This window comes from Corynebacterium sp. Marseille-P8863 (genome assembly GCF_946902955.1).
GTDB lineage: Bacteria > Actinomycetota > Actinomycetes > Mycobacteriales > Mycobacteriaceae > Corynebacterium > Corynebacterium gottingense.
This window is the reverse complement of the sequence record NZ_CAMPQC010000001.1, coordinates 302,067-325,026: the sequence shown is the minus strand read 5'-3', so window position 1 is coordinate 325,026 and position 22,960 is coordinate 302,067. Positions and strand designations below refer to the sequence as shown.

General features: G+C 65.7%; 22 protein-coding genes and 2 pseudogenes. 6 read left to right on the top strand and 18 right to left on the bottom strand.

Going from position 1 to position 22,960, the window contains the following annotated elements:
* Positions 1-139: 139 nt before the first annotated feature.
* A complete protein-coding gene (locus tag OVO38_RS01610; protein ID WP_095277699.1) occupies positions 140-1,087 on the bottom strand; it encodes a hypothetical protein in 948 nt (315 codons plus the stop codon).
* Between the two features lie 51 nt (positions 1,088-1,138).
* Positions 1,139-3,796 carry a phosphoenolpyruvate carboxylase gene (gene ppc, locus OVO38_RS01605; protein WP_267207584.1) on the bottom strand — a complete coding sequence of 886 codons (2,658 nt, stop codon included), beginning with the start codon at positions 3,794-3,796 and terminating at the stop codon, positions 1,139-1,141.
* Positions 3,797-3,997: 201 nt separating this feature from the next.
* Between ppc and OVO38_RS01600 the strand changes: the two genes are divergently transcribed.
* Positions 3,998-5,320, top strand: a complete 1,323-nt coding sequence (locus OVO38_RS01600; protein ID WP_095546126.1) for an O-acetylhomoserine/O-acetylserine sulfhydrylase — start codon at positions 3,998-4,000, stop codon at positions 5,318-5,320.
* 9 nt (positions 5,321-5,329) lie between these two features.
* Positions 5,330-6,475, top strand: a complete 1,146-nt coding sequence (gene metX, locus OVO38_RS01595) for a homoserine O-acetyltransferase MetX (protein ID WP_095277705.1) — start codon at positions 5,330-5,332, stop codon at positions 6,473-6,475.
* A gap of 7 nt (positions 6,476-6,482) precedes the next feature.
* Here metX and OVO38_RS01590 read toward each other — a convergent pair whose 3' ends face one another.
* From OVO38_RS01590 to OVO38_RS01560, 7 genes are all read right to left on the bottom strand, one after another.
* A complete protein-coding gene (locus tag OVO38_RS01590; protein ID WP_095546128.1) occupies positions 6,483-7,136 on the bottom strand; it encodes a metallophosphoesterase family protein in 654 nt (217 codons plus the stop codon).
* 9 nt (positions 7,137-7,145) lie between these two features.
* The gene (locus OVO38_RS01585) at positions 7,146-8,900 is read right to left on the bottom strand and encodes an ABC transporter permease (RefSeq protein WP_233126928.1); all 1,755 of its coding nucleotides are present in this window, start codon (positions 8,898-8,900) and stop codon (positions 7,146-7,148) included.
* A gap of 51 nt (positions 8,901-8,951) precedes the next feature.
* On the bottom strand, positions 8,952-10,022 hold the full coding sequence (locus OVO38_RS01580; RefSeq protein ID WP_095277710.1) for an ABC transporter substrate-binding protein: 1,071 nt from the start codon (positions 10,020-10,022) through the stop codon (positions 8,952-8,954).
* A 73-nt stretch (positions 10,023-10,095) separates the two neighbouring features.
* A complete protein-coding gene (locus OVO38_RS01575) occupies positions 10,096-11,085 on the bottom strand; it encodes an ABC transporter ATP-binding protein (protein WP_233125501.1) in 990 nt (329 codons plus the stop codon).
* Entirely contained in the window at positions 11,073-11,930 is an 858-nt protein-coding gene (locus tag OVO38_RS01570) for a hypothetical protein (RefSeq protein ID WP_133064808.1), read from the bottom strand. Before OVO38_RS01570 ends, OVO38_RS01575 begins: the two co-directional genes overlap by 13 nt.
* A 69-nt stretch (positions 11,931-11,999) precedes the next feature.
* The gene (locus OVO38_RS01565; RefSeq protein WP_267207583.1) at positions 12,000-12,317 is read right to left on the bottom strand and encodes a DUF3017 domain-containing protein; all 318 of its coding nucleotides are present in this window, start codon (positions 12,315-12,317) and stop codon (positions 12,000-12,002) included.
* 14 nt (positions 12,318-12,331) lie between these two features.
* Positions 12,332-13,201, bottom strand: coding sequence for a bifunctional methylenetetrahydrofolate dehydrogenase/methenyltetrahydrofolate cyclohydrolase (locus OVO38_RS01560; protein ID WP_186439346.1), 870 nt, complete (start codon positions 13,199-13,201; stop codon positions 12,332-12,334).
* Between the two features lie 23 nt (positions 13,202-13,224).
* On the opposite strand from OVO38_RS01560, the gene OVO38_RS01555 reads away from it, so the two are divergent.
* Positions 13,225-13,695 carry a tRNA (cytidine(34)-2'-O)-methyltransferase gene (locus tag OVO38_RS01555; protein WP_095277722.1) on the top strand — a complete coding sequence of 157 codons (471 nt, stop codon included), beginning with the start codon at positions 13,225-13,227 and terminating at the stop codon, positions 13,693-13,695.
* 18 nt (positions 13,696-13,713) lie between these two features.
* Here the strand turns inward: OVO38_RS01555 and OVO38_RS01550 are convergent, their stop codons facing one another.
* Complete coding sequence (locus OVO38_RS01550) at positions 13,714-14,382, bottom strand: MOSC domain-containing protein (protein ID WP_095277725.1); 669 nt, start codon at positions 14,380-14,382, stop codon at positions 13,714-13,716.
* An 80-nt stretch (positions 14,383-14,462) separates the two neighbouring features.
* Here OVO38_RS01550 and OVO38_RS01545 point away from each other — a divergent pair, with 80 nt between their 5' ends.
* Complete coding sequence (locus OVO38_RS01545) at positions 14,463-15,428, top strand: hypothetical protein (RefSeq protein ID WP_095277728.1); 966 nt, start codon at positions 14,463-14,465, stop codon at positions 15,426-15,428.
* A gap of 8 nt (positions 15,429-15,436) precedes the next feature.
* Here OVO38_RS01545 and OVO38_RS01540 read toward each other — a convergent pair whose 3' ends face one another.
* From OVO38_RS01540 to OVO38_RS01515, 6 genes are all read right to left on the bottom strand, one after another.
* A complete protein-coding gene (locus OVO38_RS01540; protein ID WP_267207582.1) occupies positions 15,437-16,846 on the bottom strand; it encodes a PH domain-containing protein in 1,410 nt (469 codons plus the stop codon).
* Complete coding sequence (locus OVO38_RS01535) at positions 16,843-17,355, bottom strand: PH domain-containing protein (protein ID WP_267207581.1); 513 nt, start codon at positions 17,353-17,355, stop codon at positions 16,843-16,845. Before OVO38_RS01535 ends, OVO38_RS01540 begins: the two co-directional genes overlap by 4 nt.
* A gap of 102 nt (positions 17,356-17,457) precedes the next feature.
* Positions 17,458-17,709, bottom strand: coding sequence for a type II toxin-antitoxin system RelE family toxin (locus OVO38_RS01530; RefSeq protein ID WP_267207580.1), 252 nt, complete (start codon positions 17,707-17,709; stop codon positions 17,458-17,460).
* Entirely contained in the window at positions 17,675-17,911 is a 237-nt protein-coding gene (locus OVO38_RS01525) for a ribbon-helix-helix protein, CopG family (protein ID WP_154879662.1), read from the bottom strand. Before OVO38_RS01525 ends, OVO38_RS01530 begins: the two co-directional genes overlap by 35 nt.
* 81 nt (positions 17,912-17,992) lie before the next feature.
* Complete coding sequence (locus tag OVO38_RS01520) at positions 17,993-21,130, bottom strand: error-prone DNA polymerase (RefSeq protein WP_267207579.1); 3,138 nt, start codon at positions 21,128-21,130, stop codon at positions 17,993-17,995.
* A 33-nt stretch (positions 21,131-21,163) separates the two neighbouring features.
* Entirely contained in the window at positions 21,164-21,721 is a 558-nt protein-coding gene (locus OVO38_RS01515) for a DUF664 domain-containing protein (protein ID WP_095277736.1), read from the bottom strand.
* 88 nt (positions 21,722-21,809) lie between these two features.
* On the opposite strand from OVO38_RS01515, the pseudogene OVO38_RS12430 reads away from it, so the two are divergent.
* Positions 21,810-21,983 (top strand): annotated as a pseudogene (locus tag OVO38_RS12430) (HTH domain-containing protein); the annotation flags it as partial.
* Between the two features lie 30 nt (positions 21,984-22,013).
* On the opposite strand, the gene OVO38_RS01510 reads toward OVO38_RS12430, so the two are convergent.
* Positions 22,014-22,172, bottom strand: coding sequence for a hypothetical protein (locus OVO38_RS01510; RefSeq protein WP_233126927.1), 159 nt, complete (start codon positions 22,170-22,172; stop codon positions 22,014-22,016).
* Between OVO38_RS01510 and OVO38_RS12425 the strand changes: the two are divergent.
* Positions 22,143-22,580, top strand: a pseudogene (locus OVO38_RS12425) (WYL domain-containing protein); the annotation flags it as partial. The gene OVO38_RS01510 and the pseudogene OVO38_RS12425 sit on opposite strands and share 30 nt — an antisense overlap.
* Before the next feature lie 12 nt (positions 22,581-22,592).
* Here the strand turns inward: OVO38_RS12425 and OVO38_RS01505 are convergent.
* Entirely contained in the window at positions 22,593-22,943 is a 351-nt protein-coding gene (locus tag OVO38_RS01505) for a VOC family protein (RefSeq protein WP_233126926.1), read from the bottom strand.
* Positions 22,944-22,960 lie beyond the last annotated feature (17 nt).

Genomic DNA, 22,960 nt, shown 5'->3' with positions numbered 1-22,960 from the left:
CCCCTAATGCGTAGCCTCTAGAACGTAGCCTTTCGAGTAAATCATGTTTGAGTTGGCCAAAGTTTTTCCGTTTACTCGAAAGGCTACGTTTTAGGGGCTACGCTTCTCCCGCTACGTTTTAGCTTTCGTGTCAGCCGCATCAACGTAGCCTCCGCCGCACCGCTTTCTGCTGCCCCACCAGAGTGTCGCGCACTTCTTGCACAAACGTCTCCGGATTTCTGCGCAGGAAGCCCGGCGAGTACCGCAGGAACACATACCCCTGGTTCGCTATCCGCTTTTGCCGGCGAAATTCCTTCTGCCTCACCTGTTCTGCGTCTGGGCCTTGGTATTTCACCTCACCATCGATCTCGATGAGCAGCCAGCCATCGATGCACAGATCGGCATACCGCCCAGCCACCTCATACTGCGTTGTCACCGGACCAATTCCTGCTTGGATGAGCAGCCCACGCGCGAGGGATTCGTACGGTGAATCGGAGTTGGCTACCGCGTGGTCCAAACATTTTCTTACCGTACCGATTCCCTTGGCTCTTCCGAGCAAGGCAGCATGTGTATGCAGCATCTCCAGATCGAACCCTCTCCGGAGTAGGTAGTCGGCCGCCACGAGTCCCTCGACGAATCCGTGGTAGCGGGCGATGTCAGCGAAAGTGCGGAAACCGGTTGTCAGTCGGTGCCCGTCAACGTCGCCAATGTCCATCGGGAGCAGTTTCGATCGACGAAACACCAGGCCCTGACTACGATCTCTGTTGGTAGAGACACCCCCGGATGGCAAGGCGAGCTCAATGTGTTCCGCTGACGTGCTAATGACCCACATACCGTGCATCCGCGCAGCCGAACGTCCAACTAGGATCGCGCTGTTACTTGTCCTGCCAGCGGCTTCGACGCGCAGCCATTGCCGCTCATGGTATCGCAACTCCTCCCACGCGCTACGCGGGTAGTAGATCACTGAGCTCAGCGCCAAATAGTGCTCAGCGAGATACACGAGTGCCTCCCGCGACAGCGCGCGCTTATCGACGATCCCCCGCCGCAGCTCCCCCTTCCGTGCTTCCCACCGCCGCAGTTCGACCTGGTTTTCTCTGTCAATCCCCATACCTAGTTTGACGATGAAAACCAGGTCCAGGTTCCCTCACTCCGCAGAAATCTACCCCGCGTTGCGCAGCGCGGTGGCGAGACCGTTCATGGTGACCTGGATGGTCTTGGAGACGAGGAAGGTTTCGTCGCCGGCGCGGTAGCGGCGAAGCAGCTCGAGCTGGACGGCGTTGAGCGGCAGTAGGTAGGGATAGCGGCGCTTGAGCGAGCGGGCCTGCCGCTGATTCTCGGCAACAAGGTCCGTGTGCCCGGTGATGCGGAAGTACACCTGGCGAGTGCGCTCAAATTCGTCGGAGATGAGCCCGAAAATCCGCTCAGCGACATCAGCGTCTTCGACCAGGTCGGCGTAGAGGCGAGCCAGCGACATCTCCGCTTTCGCCATCACCTGCGCCATGTTTGCCATTACAGATCGGAAGAAGGGCCAGTCACGGTAGAGTTCGCGCAGCTCGTCCCAGCGTGCTTCGCTCTCGCCCGCCCAGCGCTCCACCGCGGTACCGACGCCGAACCAGCCGGGCACGTTGGTACGCGACTGCGCCCAGGACAGGACCCAGGGGATGGCGCGAAGATCGGAGATCGCAGTGGTTTGTTTGCGCGACGCCGGGCGGGAACCGAGGTTGAGCTCGCCGATCTCGTGGAGCGGGGTGGACTGGGTGAAGTAGTCGATGAAGCCGGGGTCACGGACGAGCTCGTAATACTTCTCGCCGGAATACGATGACAGCGCGCGCATGATGTCGTAGGCGCGGGTCGGGTCGGCGATCGGCTCCGTGTCCAGCAGGGAGGCCTCGAGGGCGCCGGCGACGAAGGCCTCGAGGTGGCGGCGCGCGGTCTCGGGCGAGCCGTACTTGGCGGAGATGATCTCTCCCTGCTCGGTGATGCGGATGGAGCCGTCGACGGCGCCCTTGGGTTGGGCGAGGATGGCGTCGTAGGTGGGCCCGCCGCCGCGTCCGACTGCCCCGCCGCGGCCGTGCGCGAGCCGGAGACGGATGCCGTGGCGGTTGCAGAGTTCGACGAGGGCGAGTTCGGCGTCGTAAAGCGCCCAGTTGGCCTGCAGGTAGCCGCCGTCCTTGTTGGAGTCGGAGTAGCCGAGCATGACCTCCTGCACGTCGCCGCGTTCGCGCAGGTAGTCGCGATAGAAGGGCAGCGACCAGAGGTCTTCGAGGATGCGCGCGCCGTGCGCGAGGTCGTCGATCGTTTCAAACAGCGGCACAACGTTGACCGCGTCGAGCCCGACCTCTTTGAGCAGCACCATGGGTTCGAGGATGTCGGAGACCGCCCCCGTCATGGCGATGATGCATTGCGTGACCGCGCCGTGGCCCAGGTAGCGGACGGCGCGTGCTGCTGCGGTGAGGATACCCATTTCCTTGCGCGTGGCGTCGCTAAGCTGCGCCTCGGCGCGCAGCAATGGCCGCGGTGTGCACAGCTCCTCGACGAGCACCTCCACTCGGTCCTCCTCCACGAGCTCCGCGTAGTTTTCGCAGACACCGGCTGTCGCGAGCACCTCCGCCACGACCGCCTCGAAGGACTCGGAATTCTGCCGCAGATCCAGCGTGTACAGGTGGAAGCCGAAGGTGGTCACGGCCGAGCGCAGGCGCGCGAGCCGGTCATCGGCGATAATCGCGCCGCCGTGCGCACGCAGCGAGTCGTCGATGCAGTCCAGGTCGGCGAGCAGTTCCGCGGGGTCAGCGTATGGATCATGCTTGTCGACGCCCACCTGCTCCCCCGCCAACGCCGCGCGCGTCGCCGCAACGCGGTGCCGGATCCCGTACACGGCGCGGCGGTAGGGCTCGTCCACGCGGGACTCGGCGGTGTTGTCGGCGGCGTCGGCGAGCTGGGAAAGCTCTGCCGAGCAGGTGGAATAGCGGTCCGACAGGGAAAGTTCGCGCTCCAGGGCGGCCAGTTCGTCCAGGTAGTGTGCCAACGCTGTGTCGGCGGCCTGGCGGGTGGCGTAGGTCAGCGTTTCGGCGTTGACGTACGGGTTGCCGTCGTGGTCGCCGCCGATCCAGGAGCCCGGGCGAAGGACCGGGGTGAGTGCAGGGACGGTCCCGGTGGCGTCGGCAAGCAACTGCTGGATGGCGCGGTTGAGCTCCGGGATCTGCTCGAGCAGCGAGAGCTTGTAGTAGCGCAGGCCGACGTCAATCTCGTCTTCGAGGCGCGGGCGCGCGATGCGGATGAGGGCGGTCTGCCACAGCAGGGTCATGCGCAGCTCCATCTCGCGCTCGATCGCCTCGGGGTCCGCACCGGCGTGAAGCTCGCTGAGCAGGCGTTTGATGCGTGTCTGGGTGTCGAAGACGGTGCGCCGGCGCGTCTCGGTGGGGTGCGCGGTGAGCACCGGCGAGACCTGCGCGCCGGCGACCAGTTCGGCGACCCGATCTGCGCCCACCCCACTGTCGTGCAGGTGCGCGAACGTGTTGCGCAGCGACACCGGGGCGGGGACCTTCTCGTCGTCCAGGTCCTCGACGAGGTTGGTCAGCAGCGCGAAGTGGCTAAACGCGCGGGCGACCAGGTTCACGTTCGTGATGTCCAGCTCGCGGAGCACGGCGAGCAGGTCATCCGGGGTGGCGTCGCCGTGCGCGATGTCGAAGGCGGTGCGGCGGGTGGATTCAACCAGGTCGAAGACTTCCTGGCCCTCCTGTTCGGCGATCACCCGGCCAAGCACCCGCCCGAGCAGTCGGATGTCTTCACGGACGTGGTCTGCGGGTTGGGTTGGCACGTGGTGTCTCCTTACAGCTTCGAATTCTTAAGCGGTGTCCAGCACACCACCTAATGTAACCCAGATCACATCCCCGCTCACCACAACGCACATCACACTCTCACGAGCTGGGCAAACCACCCCAATTTTATTCAGCCGTTTAACACGCAAAATAGACAGCTTGGTACACAACGGACCGACCGCGCGTTACGGTCAGGGGCCATGAGCAACTACGACAACTCCAACGCCAACGAGTGGGCCTTCGCCACCCGCTCCATCCACGCAGGCCAGCCCGTCGACTCCGATACCGGCGCGCGCAACCAGCCGATTTACATGACCACCAGCTACGTCTTCGACGACGCGCAGCACGCGGAGAACCGCTTTAACCTCTCGGACGCGGGCCCGATTTACACACGCCTGACAAACCCCACCCAGCAGGCGCTGGAGGATCGCCTCGCTTCCCTGGAGGGCGGCGTCGCCGCCGTCGCTTTCGCCTCCGGCATGGCCGCGGAGACCGCCGCGATCCTCAACCTCGCCTCGGCCGGCGACCACATCGTTACCTCCCCGCGCCTCTACGGCGGCACCGAGACGCTTTTCCAGGTCACGCTGCCGCGCCTGGGCATCAATGTCACCTTCGTGGACAACCCGGATGACCCGGCCAGCTGGCAAGCCGCCGTCACCCCCAACACCAAGGCCTTCTACGGCGAGACCTTCGGCAACCCGATCGCGGACATCCTGGACATCCCGGCGGTGGCCGAGGTTGCGCACGCCAACCAGGTCCCGCTGATCGTGGACAACACCATGGCCACCGCCGCGCTCGTGCGCCCGATCGAGCTGGGCGCGGACGTCGTCGTGGTCTCAACCACCAAGTTCTACACGGGCAACGGCGCGGCCATCGGCGGCGCGATCATCGACGGCGGCTCCTTCGACTGGACCGTCCAGCGCGACGGCGAGGACGTCTTCCCCTACTTCACCACCCCGGACCCGGCCTACCACGGCCTGAAGTACGCGGACTTGGGCGCGCCCGCGTTCGCACTGAAGGCCCGCGCCGGTCTGCTGCGCGACACGGGTGCCGCGATTTCCCCGTTCAACGCCTGGGTCGCGCTGCAGGGCCTGGACACCCTCCAGTTGCGCGTGAACAAGCACAACGAGAACGCTGCTGCGGTCGCCGAGTTCCTGGCCAACCACGACAAGGTGGCGAAGGTCAACTACGCCGGCCTGCCGGATTCCCCGTACAGGGCTGTCAAGGACAAGCTCGGCCTCGCTCACACTGGCTCCGTGCTCTCGTTTGAGGTCGCGGGCGACCCGGACGATCGCATCAAGGCCTGGGCGTTTATCGACGCCCTCAAGCTCCACTCCAACCTGGCCAACATCGGCGACGTCCGCTCCCTGGTGGTCCACCCTGCCTCCACCACCCACTCGCAGTCCAACGCGGAGGGGCTCAAGCGCGCCGGCATCAGCCAGGCCACGGTCCGCCTGTCCGTAGGTATCGAGGACATCAACGACATCATCGACGACCTCAAGCGCGGATTCGCGGCGATCTAGGCGGACCCCATGCTCACACTCGCCCCCGAGGGCCAGCTCGCCACCGTCGACATCGGCACCCTCCGCACCGAGGCAGGCGCCCAGATCGACGAGGCGCAAATTGCTTACCGACGATGGGGCGAGCCGGCCGGTGACCCCAACGGCACCAACAACATCCTGCTTGTCGAGCACGCCTTGACCGGCGACCCGGACGCCTCCGATTGGTGGTGCGAAGCGATCGGCCCCGGCAAGGCGCTGGACACCAACGAGTGGTGCGTGATCTGCACCAACGCCCTCGGCTCCTGTTACGGGTCGACGGGTCCGGCCTCGCCCTACCCGGGCGGCACCGGAGTGTGGGGCTCCCGCTTCCCCGCCGTCTCCATCCGCGACATGGTGCTGGCCGAGCACCGCTTCCTCGAGGCCCTGGGTATCTCGCGCGTGCACGCGATCCTGGGCGGCTCGATGGGCGGCGCCCGCGCGCTGGAGTGGACGCTGCTTTACCCGGAGCAGGTGGACTACGCGCTGGTGATTGCCGTCTCCGCGCGCGCGAGCGCCTGGCAGATTGGGATCCAGACGGCGCAGATCACCTCGATCACGCAGGACCCGGACTGGCAGGGCGGGAACTACCACGGCACGGGTCGCGCCCCGGACGCGGGCCTGGCAGCCGCCCGCCGCCTGGCCCACCTGACCTACCGGGGCGAGCTGGAGATCGACGAACGCTTCGGCACCTCCGCCCAGCCCGGCGAAAACCCGCTCGGCGCCTACCGCGAGGACGGCGAGCGCTTCGCCGTCCAGTCGTACCTGGAGCACCAGGGCCGCAAGCTCACCGAGCGTTTCGACGCCGCCTCCTACGTCACCCTCACCGAGGCCCTCAACCGCCACGACGTGGGCCGCGGGCGCGGCGGACTGAACAAGGCGCTGGCCTCATCAACCGTGCCCACAATGATCGTGGGCGTTGACACCGACATTCTCTACCCCTACCACCAGCAGGAACACCTCTCCCGCAACCTGGGCAACCTGCTCGCGATGTCGAAGCTGTCCTCGCCCGTCGGCCACGACGCGTTCCTCGTCGAGGCGCGCCAGATGGACCGCGTCCTGCGCAACTTCATCGCGCTGACCCGCGAGGCCCCGTCCGCGCACGACATCGCGGCCGCCCGCGGCGACTACGACATCTAGGAAAAACTCAGAGGTCGCGGAGGGTCACGTGGGCGTCGTCAAGCGTGGCGATGAGCCCGCGCCCCATACCCACCCAGCCGACGGGCACGGCCGCGTCCAGCTCGATCCGCTGGTGCACGTGGCCGAGCGCCCAAGCGTCGTAGCCTCGCGTCTCGAGCTCCTCAACGTCGCAGGGCAAGCAGGCGTTGTTGGAGTATTCGCCGGTGACGGAGGTGTGGAGGAGGCCGAGGTTGGGCGCGCCGCTGATACGCGAAGGAAACGACGGCACCAATCGGCGCGGGTCGCGGTCCACCTCAACGGCGGCGGTGTGCAGCGCCCACCCGCCCGCGCGGATCGTCTGCGGCCGCGTGCCCGCCACAGCGACACCTGGCGGGATCACTGCGGAGAGGTCGTGGTGGACGTCGTGGTTGCCGGCGATGAAGACGGTGGTGTCGAACAGCTCGAGGGCGCGGGCGAAGAAGCGCGTGACCTCGCCGAAGGTGGCGCTGGTGAAGCGGGAGCGGTCGATGACGTCGCCGAGCATCACAAAGTGCGCAGCCCCTGCCTGCGCCCCGCGCTGCAGCGCTTCGAGCGCCCACTCGATGCCGGGACCAGTTTTCTTCGCGCCGGATTGCGGGCGGCCAAGGTGGATGTCTGCCAGGACGAGGATCGGAGCGGTCATTGGACCAGGTTAACGCGCGTGGCGGGACTGCCACCAGCGCACGAGCACGAGCACGAGTGTCGAGGTGCCGACGCCGATGAGCGTCATCGCCATCGCTTCGGCGCGGTGGCCCTGGTCGTACTGGTTCATGATCCACGGCGCGAGCAGGTTGATGTTGCTCGGTCGAATCAGTGAGGACATGACCAGCTCGCGGATGCCCACGAAAAAGGCGAGCAGCCAGCCGGCGAACAGGCCCGGCGCCAGCAGCGGCACGGTGACGCGGGTGAAGGTTTGCGCCGGGGTGGCGCCGCAGATCGCGGCGGCCTCCAACATCGTCGGCGACATGGATGCCGCGGACGTCTTCACGTTCTGCACCGCCATCGGCGTAAACAGTACGGTAAACGCCATGACCAGGATGATCTGGGTGCCGTAGGGTGTCCACGGCAGGTTGGGGGAGTTCCACAGGAGGATAAAGCCGATGGCCAGGACGATGCCGGGCACGGTGTCGGGGGCGACGGCGAGGAAGTCGGTGAGCTTTGCCACGATAGTGGAGCGCCGCATGGTCAGCAGCGTGATCGCGAGGGCGACCAGCACCGCGGTCGTCGCGCCGATCGCGCCGAGCAGAATCGAGCGGGTGAGCGCCTCCTGCGCAGACGGCATGGACAGCACGATGGCGAAGTAGTCGAAGGTGAGGTTGTTCGGCGTCGGCGCCTTGGACCGCAGGATCGTCATCGCCGCCAGGACGATGGAGATGTACGGGATGAATACGGACAGGGCAAACACCACCATGCTGTACACCCAAGCGAGGGCCATTGCGCTTTTCGACGCCCGCAGTCGCACCGGCCGCGACGCCCTTCCCCCTCCGGTGAGGTCTTTCCGGCTCGCCCACTGCTGGATGGCCCACGCTGTGACGCCGAGGGCGAACAGCACGGACGAGGTCGCGGCCGCGCTGCTGAAGCTGAGGGGGTCGATGGTCACGTCCTCGTAGATCGAGGACACGAGCACCTTGTAGCCGATTGCGTTACCCAGCGTCACCGGCGTGCCGAACTCGCCGGCCGCCTTGATAAAGACGATGAGCGCGCCCAACGAGTACGGGCCGACCACCATCGGCGCGATGATGCGGGTGAACTGCTGCCAGCGGGACGCGCCCGCCACCTGCGCCATCTCCAGCTGCGAGGCGGGGATGCCCTCGAAGCAGTTGCGCAGGATGAGGTAGAGGAACGGGAAGAGCTCCGCCGCCATGATGAAGCCCATGCCCCAGACGGAGTAGATGGCGTCGTGGGCGAACCCGCCGAGCGTCTCGCCGAGCAGCATGTCGGCCACGCCGCGCACGCGGGTGAAGTCCATCCACGCCATCGCCGCGGCGAACGGCGGGGTCATGAACGGCACCATGATGAGCACCTCCACCCAGCCCGCCTTGCGCATGGGGGTCCAGGCGCGGAACAGGGCGAGTGGGGCGGCGAAGAGCGTGGCGAAGAGGACGACGATGAGCGAGAGCACAATCGTGTTACCCAGGACCTTGAGCATGCCGGGCTCGACCAGCTCGCCTAGCGCGGACGGCTCATCGCGGTAGCCGGTCACCGCGGTGACCAGCACGGAGAGCAGCGGGGCAGCGACGAGGACGAGGAGAAGGAGCAGCACCACGTAGATGCCGGGGCCGTTGCCCCGCCTGGTGTTACGCCCCGGGCGCCGCCCCGCCCGCGCGTTGTTGCTTCCTGGCTCGGCCGACAGCGTTCCCGGCTCGGCCAGCGGCGTTCCCGGCGTTCCCGTGTTCAAGGTCGTCACGTACTTCCTCGCTCCTCGCGCAGGCGGCGCCAGTCGCGCCGCGGGTGGGTGTTACAGGTAACGCTCGGCGAACTGCTCGCGAACGTTCTTGGACTCAGCGGAGATGGCCTCCCAGTCGTCCGAGATCTGCGTGATCTCGTCCAGCTTCGGGCTTTCCTTCGGCTCGACCTCCGGGTTCGCCGGGATCATGTACTTGGACGCGGAGATCTGCTGCGCTTCCTCGGAGAACATGAAGTCGACGAAGGCCTGTGCTGCCTCCTTGTTGTCGGAGGTCTTCATGATCATCACCGGGCGCGGGGAGACCGTGGTGCCGGACAGCGGCAGGCTGATCTCCAACGCCTCGCCCTTGTCCTTCTTGGAGTACGCGGAGTAGTCCACGCCGCCGAGCACGATGCCCTTGGAGCCGGAGGTGACCTTGTCCAGCGCCGGGCCGTTGGCGCCCTCGACGATCATGCCGTTGTCAAACAGCTTGTCAAAGAGCTCCCAGGTCTTGTCCTCGCCCCACTCTGCAACCATGGCGGCGAGCAGGTCGGCGGCGGTGCCGGACTCACGCGGGTCAGGCATGATGACCATGTCCTTGTACTTCGGGTCGGCCAGGTCCTCCCAGTCGGTCGGGGCCTCGTCGATGACGTCGGTGTTGGCCACCAGGGTCAGCGCGGAGCCGTCGCGGCCGTGGAAGGTGTCGTCCTGCGCGTTCCACTTCGGGTTGGAGTTCTCAATGTTGGCGGGCTTGTACGCCTCGAGCGCGCCGGCCTCTGCCTGCTTCGCGGCCGCCTTCCAGGACGCCAGGTAGACCACGTCGGCCTGCGGGTTCGCTTCCTCCGCCTTGAGCTTGGCGGTGATCTTGCCGGTGGTGTCGGCGAATACGTTGACCTTCACATCGGTGCGTTCCTCGAAGGCTTCGACGAGGGCGTCGGTAAGCCCCTGCGGGTTCGCGGAGTAGTAGTCCAGCTCACCGGAGAGGCCTTCCGGGGCCTCCCACTTCTCGGCGGATACGGCCTGGCTCTCGGAGGCGCCTTCGGAGCCGGTGGATTCCGCGTTGTCGGCGGACTCGACGGAACCGCAGGCGGTCATGGTGAGCGCTGCGGTCAGGCCGACGATGGCGGCAGCAATCTTCTTCATTGTTGTCTCCTAAAAGTTCTTGTTCAGTGCTCGCAGGCCGGTCGGCCCAGGAGGAGGACGTGATGACGGGTGGTTACGGTGTGGTCACCGTCAGCAGGACGGTATCCCCGCGCCCGATCGGCGCGCGGGTGTAGGCGAGCCACGGCTCGGGGGCGCCGTCCACCAGGCAGCGGATCTCGTACCGCCCGCCGGTGTACTGCCGCTCGACGACCTCGCCAATGACGGAGTTCTCCGGAAGCGATTCCGGGCGCTTTCCATCATCCAGCACCGTGACCTGCACGTTTTCGGGTCGGTTGTCCGGTAGCGTGTCGTGCGTGTTGGTCACGCCGACGAACCCGGCGACGAACGAGTCCGCCGGGTGGTCGTAGAGTTCCACCGGCGCGGCGAACTGACGGACCTCGCCCTCGTTCATCACGGCGACGCGGTCCGACATGGCCAGCGCCTCGGCCTGGTCGTGCGTGACGTAAATGACGGTGAGGTCCAGGTCGTACGCCAGCCGGGTGAGTTCGCTGCGGATCTGGGTGCGCAGCGCCGCGTCCAGCGCGGACAGCGGCTCGTCCATGAGCAGCAGGTCGGGCTGCGACACCAGCGCACGCGCGATCGCCACGCGCTGCTGCTGCCCGCCGGACAGCTCGTTCGGCCGCTGGTCCGCCTTCGAGGCAATATTGACCATCTCCATGGCCTCCGCCACGCGGCGCTCGCGCTCCTTCGCGTCCACCTTCGCGGCCCCCGTGGTCAGCGGGAACTCCACGTTCTTCGCCACGGTCATGTGCGGCCACAGCGCCAGGTCCTGGAACACCATCGACAGGTTGCGCTTGTTCACCGGGGTGTTCGTCTTCGGCCCGAACACCTCGCGCCCGGCAAACGTGATCGTGCCGGCATCCGGCGTCTCCAGCCCCGCGATGCAGCGCAGCATCGTGGACTTGCCGCAGCCAGAGGGCCCGAGGATGGAGACGAACTCGCCCTTCGCAATGCTTATCGACGTCGCGTGCAACCCCGTCCCGTCAGGAAACTCCCGCCGCACGCTGTCCAATTCGACCTGCGCCGTCGTCACTGCTGCCACCCGCTTTCAATCACGTTGCCGGTCTTAAATGCGTCCTCGTGCACGAGCAGGCCTGCCCGGTCCAGCTCCGCAACTAGTGTGTCGCGTTTGCGCACCGCGTCCTTGCGGGAGGTCTCCTCCTCGGAGATCTCGGCCCACACCTGGCCGCCGAATGTGGCGATCTCCAGATCCGTCTTCACGCCGCCGATCTCGACGCGCCACGTACGCTGCTCGACGGTCTGCGTCATCTTGAGGTCCGACGCCGCCAGCGTAGTGCCGGTCGCCTTTGCAAACTTCCCGGGTTCCAGGTCCTTCACAATTGCCACGGCCTTATCGGCAGACGGAATCTCGCACTGCGCAGTCACGCACGCCGCGCTCTTCTTGGTGCTGAAGTCCAGCGTCGACGTCGCGTAGCTCGCGTTCACTTGCGCCGCGTAGTTGGTGTCCGACGCGTCAAAGTTCTGCTTGCGGGCCTCCTCCAGCCCGGCACCGACGCTTTCGGAGGACACCGAATTGCCCTCGAGTGGCAGGCGATATTTATACGTCACGTCGTATCCCTGCGCGCCGTCCTTGTATCGCAGGCGCGCCGTCCACCCGTGGTTGGCCAGGAGTCCGTCGGCGGTGTCGAAGTACACTGACTGCTCCGCCCCAGAGGATTCACGGACGTCGAAGAAGGAGCGGAATTGCGCGGACGGTGCGCCGTCCGCGCCGACGGCGGTATCACTCAGGCGGAGTTTTACCTGGTAGTCGGGGGCCGCAACCGCCGCGGCACCCGCGTGCGGAAAGGGCGCGAGCGCTGCGGCAACGCAAAGCGCAAGCGCGGGAAGTGACCGTTTCTTTACAAACACCCGGTAGACGGTAGGCATTCAATGTTACTTCCGGGAAAATCCCGTATGAAGTTTGTGTGAACACGGTCCGCCGGTGGCCGCCACAAATCATGACCCCAGCGAGTCGACGGTACCCGCGAGTAGCACCATGGCCAGCCCGCAGCACACACAGAAGACGGCGTCCGCCCGGCGCGAGCGCACGGCGAGCAAGCCGACGATGCGCGAGTCGCAGGCGTAGCGCATCACCGCGAGCCACATCATCGACGCCCCCAGCACAAACGTCGCGCGGCGCCAGTGCTCCGTGGCCGCGAACAGTGCGGAGGCGACAAACCCCACGACAAAGAGGGCAACCATCGCCCACTGTGCCCAATCGGGGAGGCGCGAGGGAGGGTTGCCGATGTCGTGGGGGTTATCGAGTGAGAACACGAATGCCCCAACCTTTACGCGTCGGACGCGATGCCGGCGGCGCGCTCAGCGCTTTCCACGATGTTGCGCACCAGGAAGGTGCGCGTCATCGGGCCGACGCCGCCCGGGTTCGGGGAGACCCAGCCGGCCTTGTCCCACACATCCGGGTGCAGGTCGCCGACGGTCTTGCCGTCGACGCGGGACACGCCGACGTCGAGAAGCGCTGCCCCCTCCTTAATCATGTCGGCCGTAATCATGTGCGGCTTGCCTGCGGCGGCGATGATAACGTCGGCGCGGCGCGTTTCTGCGGCGAGGTCCTTCGTGCCGGTGTGGCACAGGACGGCGGTGGCGTTGACGTCGCGGGAGGTGAGCATCAGCGAGATCGGCCGGCCGACGGTCACCCCGCGCCCGATGACGCAGACGATCGCGCCGTCCAGGTCGACGCCGAAGCGCTCGAGCAGCTTGATCGAGCCGTTCGGGGTACACGGCAGCGGGGCGGGCTCGTTGAGGACGAGCTTGCCCAGGTTCACCGGGTGCAGGCCGTCGGCGTCCTTGGCCGGATCAATGAGCCCGAGGATGCGATTCTCGTCCAGGTGCTTGGGCAGCGGGAGCTGGACGATGTAGCCGGTGACGGCATCGTCCTCGTTCAGCTCCGTGATCACCTGCTCGAGCTGCTCCTGCGTAGTGTCGCCTGGCAGCTCCTTCATAATGGAGGCGATGCCGAGTTCCTCGCAGTCGCGGTGCTTCATACGCACGTAGTTCTGGCTCGCCGGGTCCTCCCCCACCAGCACGGTGGCCAGGCCCGGGGTCACGCCGTGTTCCTCCTTGAGACGAGCAACGCGAGCCTCAAGGTCCGCGAAAATCTCCTCGCGGTAGAGTTTTCCGTCCAATTTGATCGCAGTCACGCACCCCATCCTAGACTGTCGGTGTGTGCGCACTTCACGTCATCTTTGATAACCCAGTCATCCCCGGCAACACCGGCAACGCGATCCGACTGTGCGCCAATACTGGTGCCGTCCTGCACTTGGTCGAGCCCCTCGGCTTCAACTTCGACGACAAGCACCTCAAGCGCGCGGGCCTGGACTACCACGACCTCGCGGACGTGCAGATCCACCCAGATATAGAGGCCTGCTTTGCCGCGCTGGACGGAGCGCGCATCTTCGCGTTCACCACCAAGGCCACCACGTACTACCACGACGTTGCCTACCGGGACGGCGACGCGCTCCTGTTTGGCACCGAACCCACCGGGCTGTCCGAGGCACACAGCCACCACCCAAAGGTCACTGACCAGGTGCGGATTCCCATGCTGCCCAGCCGGCGGTCAATGAACCTGTCTAATTCGGCGGCCGTCGCAGTATTTGAGGCGTGGCGGCAGCTGGGGTTCCCCGGTGGGGTGTAGGCCTGTCTAGGCCAAGCCTCACCCGAACCGGGCGTCCAACCGCTGCTGATACATCGGTGGCATGATGCGTAGCTCCCACAAGCGCCGCGACAACTCCGCGTCGCCCATCTTCGCACGGAACGCCTCGCCCATGGTGAACCCGTGCGAAGGCTCGTCCAGCACCTCGATGGCATCGCCCGGCGTGATCGCGCCCTCCTTGTTCACGCGAAAGTAGCAGCCACAGTCCCCGCTTAAGGTAAACGCCTTCACCCACTGCGGCTCCCCCATCCACGCCGCGAACGTGCGGCACGGCGAGCGCGGCACGCTCACCTCCAGCTCCACCTCGCCGATGCGGAAGCGCTGGTTGATCAGCACTGCGGTCCAGTCGATGCCCAGGGTCGTAAGGTTCTCACCAAACATGCCGTTGTCCAGTGGGTACCCCAGCTGGTTGCCCCACCAGTCGAGGCGCTCGCGGCTAAACACGTAGACCGCCTTCTGCAGCCCGCCGTGGTGAGCGGTGTCCCCCACCGTGTCGCCGACCACGCCGCTGCCGTCGCCGTAGTGCGGCCCCGGAATGATCACGTCGAGCCGCTCGGCAGGCTGCTTATGAATGCCACTCTGCCGCGCCGCCCCGCCCGGGTCGCGCTGCGGGCGGGCGACGTTTGCACTCAGCACTGTCGCACGTTCGTGCGACTCAGATCCGCTCATAGTGATGTAGCGTACACCCCGACTGTTAGGATTTGCCCCTGTTCCCCCGTTTACACACAACGCTTTGAAAAGAGGCGCACATGTTTCCCACTCTGACGGCACAGCGTCGTCGCAGCCTCGCCGCAGTCGCGGCCGCGCTCAGCACCGCGGCGCTGTTGGCCGGCTGCGGCGACTCGGGCGACCCGGGCGATTCAGAGCCCACGACCTCCTCCCAGAATTCCGCCGCCGCCGAGATCTCGGAGATGCTCAATGCGCCCGTCGAGGCGGATACCTCGACCTCATCCAAGCCGACCACGTCCAGATCGACCGCGTCCTCCGCGCAGCGCTCGGCCGAGCCACCCATCGATCGGCGCGCGATCGACCCGGACAACGACGCGTCCGGCCAGCGCGGACGCGACGATAACCTGGGCATTTACTACCACAACTCCACGGACTGGCAATGGCTCCAGGCGCCGGGCGGGGTCGTTCCAGGCGGCATGATCCACAACGCCACGACGGACACTGAGTGCTCAACGGGCTTCCTCGCATCCAAGGGCGACCGCCTCTTTATCATCACCGCGGGCCACTGTGGCCTGGTTGGCGACGACTTCTACGTCAAGGATTCCAACGGCAATTGGACGCGCGCGGGCACGATGGTGGAGTCGCTGTGGCAGCAGGACCAGCGGACCACCGAATTCGGCGCGGACATCGGGCTCATCGAGCTTTCTGGCGAATCCCAGTACTCGTCCTCGCTGCCGTTGGACCGCCCGCTGCAAGGCTGGATCACCCCGCAGGAGGCGCAGCGCCAGGGCATGGCGATTTGCCGCCTCGGCGCGACCACCGGCTACTCCTGCGGCGAGTTCACCGAGATCGGCCACGACGGGCAGTTCTACTTCCGCAACATCTCGGACCGCGGCGATTCGGGCGGCGCGATCTTCGCTGTCAACAACCAGGGCGCGTGGGCGCTCGGCGTGACCTCCAACGGCTCGGACACCAACAAGACCATGCTGGGTGGGATGGAGATCGCCGGGGCCATCGAGCACTGGGGCCTCACCCTCCACACCTAGCTCACCGCTTATCGACGCCCCTCTGCCACCCCATCAACCGCATCCTCACCTATCACGTCCGTGGGCTCCAGGGCGGGCAGGGTGCGGGCGCGGAGGGCGTCGACAAGCGTGCGCGCCTGCGCGTCGTCTAGGTCGCGGGCGGTGACCTTCACCGCGCCTGGGACGAGGTCGAAGCGCACGTGCGCCAGGCCAAGCCGGCGCTGCCACGGGCCCTGCCTGTAGGTGAGCTCCTGGATGTGCGGGATCTTGACTGCCTGGAAGCGGCGGGTCAGCCGCCCGAAGGTCACGCGCGCAACGCCTCGGCCGCTATCCACTGCGACGCTCTGCTGCCGCCAGTCCACCGGGGAGACCCAGCGTGCCTGGCGCGGGCTGCGCGCTGAGACGGTCGCGGTGGAGATTCGAGGTGCAGTGAGTTCGGCAGCGGTAAGTGGGCCGATCGCGTCGATCACGCGGGCGGCCTGCTCGTAGGTGCCCACAGGCAGGAGCTTCGAGGTGCCCGAGGCCTTGTTCATTTCAGAGCCGTACCCCGCCACCGTCACGGTGACCTGCCACCAGCCGAACGGGCGCCACAGCATGGGGCGCTTGAGCTGCACCGCGTGGATGCGGTCCACGGGGACGGCCTGGCGGCGACGGTTGGCCAGCCCGTAGGTCAGGTTGATCACGTCGCCGTCGAGCGAAGAGTTAAAGCGCCAGGACTGGTCGATCGTGCGCCAGATCTGTGGCATGAAGCTCACCAGCACCGGCAGCACCGCGGCAATTGTCAGCCCGGAGAAGACGGGGATCATCGCCCACGCAACGGTAAACAGGGTGGAAAACTGCAGCGCGGCCGCGGCCAGCGAGCGCTTGATGGGGATCGGCGCGACGAGGTCGGGGGATGCGGTGGGGACGGTAAATGTGGCGTCGTCAAGCGGGGCCTGGCCCTGCATGCGCGAGAGGATCTCCCGGCGCAACGCCTCGGCCTCGCCACGTGGGAGGAAGGCGATTTCGATGTTGGCCTGCGCACCACCGGCGGCCTCGATACGCACGCCGGCCAGGCCGAACAGACGCGGGGCGAACGGCTCGACAATATCCACGGCCTGCACGCGGTCATAGCGCGCCGTGCGAATTTGCGTGGTGAGCACGCCGCGGCGCATCTCGATCTCCTCGTCGTCAACGCGGAATCCCGTGCGCGCCCACCACAGCTGCGACACCCCGAAGATGACGAGCAGGGCGAGCACGACGGCGCCGAGCGCCCAGCCTGCCTCGGTGAGCCCAACGTCTTCTTCATCCAGCCAGTTGTAGATGGGCATGGTGAAGTTGAACACCGCGATCGCCAGGAGGGCGAGCAGCGTCGTCCACACGCGCAACAGCGGGGTCAGGCGGTGGACGCGGCGGTACTCGGGCTGGTGCTGTTTCTGGTCTTGCGCAGACTGAGTCACAGGCCACTCATCCGTTCGCACGCCTTGACGGCCAGCCGGTCGCGCAGCGCATCCGCATCCGCTGCGGGAAGTCCAGGCAGACTCGCATCCGAGGTAGTCGACGCCGTGTTGACTTCCAGCTTTTTCAGCCCCAGGGCGCGCGAGACCGGCCCGGAGGTGACGTCGACAAACTGCACACGCCCGTAAGGCACAACCGTCATGGTGTGCCACATCTTGCCTTTGCTCAACACCAGGTCATCATCGGTTTCCAACCACCCCATGTTGCGCACCTGGAACGGAATCAGAAAGTACTGCCAGACAAAATAGACCGCGCACACCCCGAGCGGGATGGCCCAGCCCCAGCCCCACTTCCACCACGCGAACCCCAGAAACCCCAGGACGATCAGGGCCCAAATGGTGTTGGATACCAGCTTGGGCACCATCAGCTTTGGCGAAACGCGGTGCATCTGTTCCACGGATGTCGGCAGCTGCGGAACCGCGGGTTCAAGCGGAGACGGGGTGGTTGACATGGTGGTCAACCTACCAAAAGCCCCCTACCGGTGAAACGGCGCGGGTCCGCGTGACGAGTGCGGTCATAATTTCAGCCGTAGATGCTGCTGCGGTGTCCTACGTCAATGACAACAATAATCACCTGCTGATCGTGAATATCCTGCGATGACCCGAAAATTCCCCACTCGCCATCGCCATAACCCTACTTTGTTCGCTACAAGTGGCTTTCCTCGCGAACGTGGGTCTTCCAGCTCTGCTATTTCACGCAACGTTGAAGAAATTCGGCGCTGCGCTGCTTTATCGAGTTTTCGAAATGCTTTCGCCGCTCGTGGAGTGAAGTTAATTTCCCAAGCCGCACTCAGCCTCAAGCTCATCGAGTGAAAGAGTTTTCACTTCACCTCGACGTACGGCCCCAGCTTCTGCTTCAAGCGTTTGTACGTATTCCAGCTCATCGAGGTGAGCCTCAAGCGCCTGTCGGACATAGTAGGAACCAGGCCGCCCCGTTTTCGCAGCTAACTCATCCAGTCGCCGCTTCTGTTCCGCGTCCACACGCAATCGAATTACTGACCCGTTCATGCGTGAAAGTTTACAGTCCTGCAAGAGCTCAGAACAGGACCACTACTTTTCTCCGGTGCCTCGGGCCGGAAAAACATCCACCTACCGGAAGTCACGGGAGCCACGCGAGAGCCACTCCCCTAACTCGAGCGGCTCGAACTTGTCCGCCACCACGCTGACCGCGCCGGTAGCGTTTTGCACGATGCCGCGCACAATCAACGCCCGCGACGTGCGCGCGAGCACACGCTGCCTGCCCCACAGGCCGGGCGAGACCATCACGTTGAGCAAGCCCGTCTCATCCTCCATCCCCAAAAACGTCAGGCCCTGGGCAGTGTGCGGGCGCTGCCGGTGCGTCACCACCCCGGCGATGCGCACACGGGTGCCGTCCTCCACGCGCTTCAGGTCCACCGCGCGCAGGATCCCCGCAGCCTGGAGCTGGTCGCGCAGTACCTCCATCGGTTGCGCATCCGGCGTTACCCCGGTGGCGGCGACATCGGCGGCGAGCAGTTCGAACGCGTTCATCCCCGGCAGCGCGGGCGCGTCGATGGCGGAGAGCCCGGGCAGCATGCCTTCGCGCTCGGTGGCGGCCACGCCCGCCTGCCACAGTGCCTGCCTGCGGTCCACGTCGAAGCAGTCGAGCGCCCCGGCGCGCGCGAGCGCCTCGACCTGCTCCACCTTCAGTTCCGCCCGGCGCGACAGGTCCGGGATCCCGCTAAACGGCTGGGCAGCCTCGACGCGGTCGGCGGCCGCGTCGCCAAGCCCGCGCACCAGGTTCAGCCCTACCCGGATCGTCTCGTTGTCCAGGCAGCGCGCCTCGCGGCCCGACTCGTTCACGCTCACCGGCAGCACGGTCACGCCGTGGCGCCGCGCGTCCTGGATGAGCGACTGCGGCGAGTAGAACCCCATCGGCTGCGCGCGCAGCAGGCCCACGCAGAACTGCGCCGGGTAGTAGCGCTTGAACCAGGCGGAGAAGTACACCAGGGACGCGAACGACTGCGAGTGCGACTCCGGGAACCCGTAGGCAGCGAAGGCAACGATCTTGGTCCACAGCTTCTCCGCCACCTCCTCCCCGATCTGGTTGGTCTCCCAGCAGCCGCGGAAGAAGCGGGCTTTCAGCGCGGCCATTTTGGCGGGTGAGCGCTTGGAGCCCATGGCGCGCCGCAACGCGTCCGCCTCGCGGCCGGAAAAGCCCGCGGCGTCGACGGCGATCTGCATGAGCTGCTCCTGGAACAGCGGGATGCCGAGCGTCTTGCCCAGCGACTTCTCCAGCACCGGGTGGTCGTACACCACCGGCTCGAGGCCATCGCGCCTGCGCAGGTAGGGGTGGACGGAGCCGCCCTGGATCGGTCCGGGGCGGATGAGCGCGACCTCCACGACCAGGTCGAAGAACACGCGCGGTTTGAGCCTGGGCAGGGTGCCCAGCTGCGCGCGCGACTCCACCTGGAACACGCCGACGGCATCGGCGCGGCAGAGCATGTCGTAGACGTGGGCGTCGTCAAGCGAAAGCTCCCACAGGTGCACCTCGCGACCGGTGGTGTCGCGCACCAGGTCGATCATGTGGTGCAGCGCCTCGAGCATGCCCAGGCCCAGCATGTCGAACTTGACCAAGCCTGCCGACGCGCAGTCGTCCTTGTCCCACTGCACCACCGAGCGCCCTTCCATACGCGCCCACTCCACGGGCACCACATCGGCGATCGGGCGGTCACAGATCACCATGCCGCCCGAGTGAATGCCCAGGTGGCGGGGTTGCCCTTCAAACTGAGCAGCAAGCTTATCGACGCTACCAGGCACCTCCTCAACGCCCTTGGCCCACCCATCCGCGGCCCCCTGCGCGTACCCCAGCGCGCGAGCCGCGTCCCGCACCGCGCCCTTGCGGCGGTACGTAATCACATTGGCCACCTGCGCGGCGTTGTCGCGCCCGTACTTGGCATAAACGTACTGGATGACCTCCTCGCGGCGGCCGGACTCGATGTCGATGTCAATGTCGGGCGGGCCCTCCCGGTCCGGGGACAAGAAACGCTCGAAAAGCAGCCCGGCAGAGATCGGCTCCGCATTCGTGATGCCAAGGGCGAAGCACACCGCCGAGTTGGCCGCCGACCCCCTGCCCTGGCAGAGGATATTCTCGCGGCGGCAGAACTCCACGAAGTCGTGGACGATGAGGAAGTAGCCGGGGAAGTTCAGCTCCTGGATCACGTCCAGCTCGTAGCAGATCTGCGCCAGCGCCTTGGCGCGGACCTCCTCCGACCAGGAGGCGTAGCGCAGCTTCGCGCTGGCGAGGGTGAGCGCGCGCAGGTGCTCCATCTCGCTGCGCCCGTCCGGGGTATCAAAGCGCGGCAGTTCCGGGGCGACCAGGTTGAGCGTAAACGCGCACTGCTTCGCCAGCTCCACCGTGTAAGCCAGTTTGTCCTCGCAGCCCGGGAGCATGCGGGCGAGCTGTTCGCCGGAACGCAGCCAATTCGCACCCATCGGATGCAGGTGGCCGTTGGCCTGGGCGAGCGAGTCGCGCCTGGCCAGCGCGCGCTTCGCCTGCGCGAGGCGCGCGTGTTCCCGCGTGGCTGCGCCGGGAGCGGCAGTAACAATGGCGGGCAGTGTGTCGTGACGGTCCAAAAGCTCGTGGTGCTCCGCGTCTTGCGGGGTCATGGACGCCTCATACTCGCGCACGACGTTTCCGGGCCCGAACGCATCGACCAGACGATCGATGGCACCCTTTTCCTCTGCCCACTGCCAGCCCGCCAGCACCACGCAGGTCCCGCCGAGTTCCTCGCCGATCAGCTCCAACGGCGGGTAGGCCACCTTATCCTTCTCGCGCGTTGCCATGTGCGCCTCCGCCATGAGGTGCGACAGGCGCTTGTAGCCCTCGGGCCCGCGTGCGATGACGGGGAGGACGCGCCCGTCCAGGGTCAGCTCCGCACCGAAGACGGTACCCACTCCTGCAGCCGCGGCGGCCTCCGCGAACTTTACCGCCCCGTAAAAACCGTCCCTGTCCAGCAGCGCGAGCGTCTCGACGCCCAGTGCCGCGGCTCGCGCGACCATCTCCTCCGGCTCGCTCGCACCCGAGAGGAAGTTGTAGGCGCTCACGGCGTGGAGCTCGGCGAACGGGACGCGCGAGGTGCTCGACACGCGCTGCGGGCTCTGAGCAGGCGCGGTGTGCTGCACCGGCACGGGTGCAGCCGTCTCCGCGCCGGAGAGGATCCGCTCCAGCTTGGACCACGAAAGTGGCGCGCCTCCATTGAATCGCATGTTCGAAACGCTAACAGGTTTCGAACCTCCGTGCTACCTCGCCCAGGGGGTGACGTACTCGTTAGGCTCCCACCCCTCGGTTGCGGCAAGAAGCTCAGCCGCCTGCGCGCCATCAAGTTCCTCGCGCATGATGTCCGCATGTCCCGCATGCCGCGCGAACTCTTCCACATAGTGCACATAGAGGTAACGCAGCTTCGCCGGACGCGCCTCATCCATGCCATACCAGGGGAAGGGGCCGACAGGCAGCTCCGCCTCCAAGTCGCCGCCACGACTCATCTGCATAAAGTCAGCACGAACCACATCGAAGCGCTCCAACAAAACCTCCAGCACTTCTTCCTCGGTCGGCACAAAGCTCGAGGCAAAGTCCACAGCCGCATCCTTGTAACCTTCGTTTCCGGCTCGGGAGAGCGACTGTGCCATCACAAACGTGACGTGCTTGAGAATGCCACTGACACTCAGATCACTACGCAGTGGTGTGCGGCGCGCAGCGGCATCATCAAGCCCGTAGGCGCTGGCACGGACCGCATCGAGTTGCGCATCGAGGTAGTTGCACAGAGTATCCAGCTCATTGTCCTTGCGTGGGAAGTACATCAGGTTTCCTTTCTGTCGAACGATGACACCGATACCCTAAAATGCCTTCCGGACAGCTCTTGTCCGCAGTGTGAAGCACAATAGAGCAATGGCGGATACAACACAGCGAGTCCTCCAACTCCTCGGACTCTTGCAAGCGCGCGCCACTTGGCAGGCACACGAGCTCGCAGCGAAACTCGGCGTCACGGAACGCACGGTTCGCAGAGACATCACTCGCTTGAGAGACCTCGGTTATCCAGTCCATTCGAGCCGCGGTCTTGACGGCGGCTATCAGCTCGGCGCAGGCCGACATCTACCGCCACTCCTGCTCGACGATTCCGAAGCCATCGCACTCGTGGCCAGTCTGCGTATGAACGCCCTTTCCGGCACCGACGAATTCGGCGAGGCCGCATTCCGAGCCCTTACCAAACTCGACCACGTCATGCCGCCACGCCTGCGAGCCATCACGCATACGCTCACAGGCGCCTCGACCACACTCAATCACGAGGGTTCCGCTACCCAGCAACAACAAAAAAGCAATCTAAAGCTGCTCCAGCAGCTCACCAACGCTCTCCGAGATCACGTACTGGTGCGCTTTACGTACCACAAACCGTCCGCCACCCCTACGGAGCGCGAGGTTGAGCCAGCCAAGCTCTTAACCCAAGGAGAGTACTGGTACCTCCAAGCCTTCGACAGAGGCCGCAACGACTGGCGAACGTTCCGACTCGACCGGATAGCAGAGCCCCACGTCACTACATGGACGTTTAGCCCTCACGCAGCCCCACCTCCAGCTTTAAGCACCAATATCGCGCAACGTTTCAGCTGCGTGGCTCGCGTCCAACTCACAGCGGCACCGGAAGAGGTCGCCGCCCGAATCCCCTCCTCGTACCGCTCAGAGATCGAAGCTACTGATCACGGCGTTGCCGCCGTCGTCGGCAAGCGTTGCGTAGAGCGCCTCACCTTCCTCCGGCGTCTCCACGTACGCGGTGAAGCCGAAGTCGCCCCGGTTGAGGCTGGTTTCATTGCGCTCGAGGTCGTCTCCGCCCGAAATGGAAAACGGACCGGTAAGCGTGGCGTGGGCGATAGCCTCGCACGGCGGGTCGAAGGGGAACTTCACCCCTTGATCCAGCTGTTCGCCGTAGGTGAGCAGCTCAAGATCGCCGCCGAAGACGGATTGGTAGAACTCCAGCACCTCGCGTGCGTTGCCGGGGAAAGAAACATAGAGCTGTGTCGTCGTTGCCATGTGCGCCGAATCTAACA

Bases quoted from the DNA above. Each gene is read 5' to 3' on its own strand.
- OVO38_RS01545 (WP_095277728.1), top strand. From the start codon at position 14,463: ATGTTTCCCACTCTGACGGCACAGCGTCGTCGCAGCCTCGCCGCAGTC.
- OVO38_RS01600 (WP_095546126.1), top strand. From the start codon at position 3,998: ATGAGCAACTACGACAACTCCAACGCCAACGAGTGGGCCTTCGCCACC.
- OVO38_RS01590 (WP_095546128.1), bottom strand. From the start codon at position 7,136: ATGACCGCTCCGATCCTCGTCCTGGCAGACATCCACCTTGGCCGCCCG.
- OVO38_RS01570 (WP_133064808.1), bottom strand. From the start codon at position 11,930: ATGCCTACCGTCTACCGGGTGTTTGTAAAGAAACGGTCACTTCCCGCG.
- OVO38_RS01535 (WP_267207581.1), bottom strand. From the start codon at position 17,355: ATGTCAACCACCCCGTCTCCGCTTGAACCCGCGGTTCCGCAGCTGCCG.
- OVO38_RS01525 (WP_154879662.1), bottom strand. From the start codon at position 17,911: ATGAACGGGTCAGTAATTCGATTGCGTGTGGACGCGGAACAGAAGCGG.
- OVO38_RS01550 (WP_095277725.1), bottom strand. From the start codon at position 14,382: ATGAGCGGATCTGAGTCGCACGAACGTGCGACAGTGCTGAGTGCAAAC.
- OVO38_RS01515 (WP_095277736.1), bottom strand. From the start codon at position 21,721: ATGTACTTCCCACGCAAGGACAATGAGCTGGATACTCTGTGCAACTAC.
- OVO38_RS01520 (WP_267207579.1), bottom strand. From the start codon at position 21,130: ATGCGATTCAATGGAGGCGCGCCACTTTCGTGGTCCAAGCTGGAGCGG.
- OVO38_RS01610 (WP_095277699.1), bottom strand. From the start codon at position 1,087: ATGGGGATTGACAGAGAAAACCAGGTCGAACTGCGGCGGTGGGAAGCA.
- OVO38_RS01530 (WP_267207580.1), bottom strand. From the start codon at position 17,709: ATGAGCTTGAGGCTGAGTGCGGCTTGGGAAATTAACTTCACTCCACGA.
- OVO38_RS01510 (WP_233126927.1), bottom strand. From the start codon at position 22,172: ATGCGTGATGGCTCGCAGGCGTGGCGGCATGACGTGGTCGAGTTTGGT.
- OVO38_RS01580 (WP_095277710.1), bottom strand. From the start codon at position 10,022: ATGAAGAAGATTGCTGCCGCCATCGTCGGCCTGACCGCAGCGCTCACC.
- metX (WP_095277705.1), top strand. From the start codon at position 5,330: ATGCTCACACTCGCCCCCGAGGGCCAGCTCGCCACCGTCGACATCGGC.
- OVO38_RS01505 (WP_233126926.1), bottom strand. From the start codon at position 22,943: ATGGCAACGACGACACAGCTCTATGTTTCTTTCCCCGGCAACGCACGC.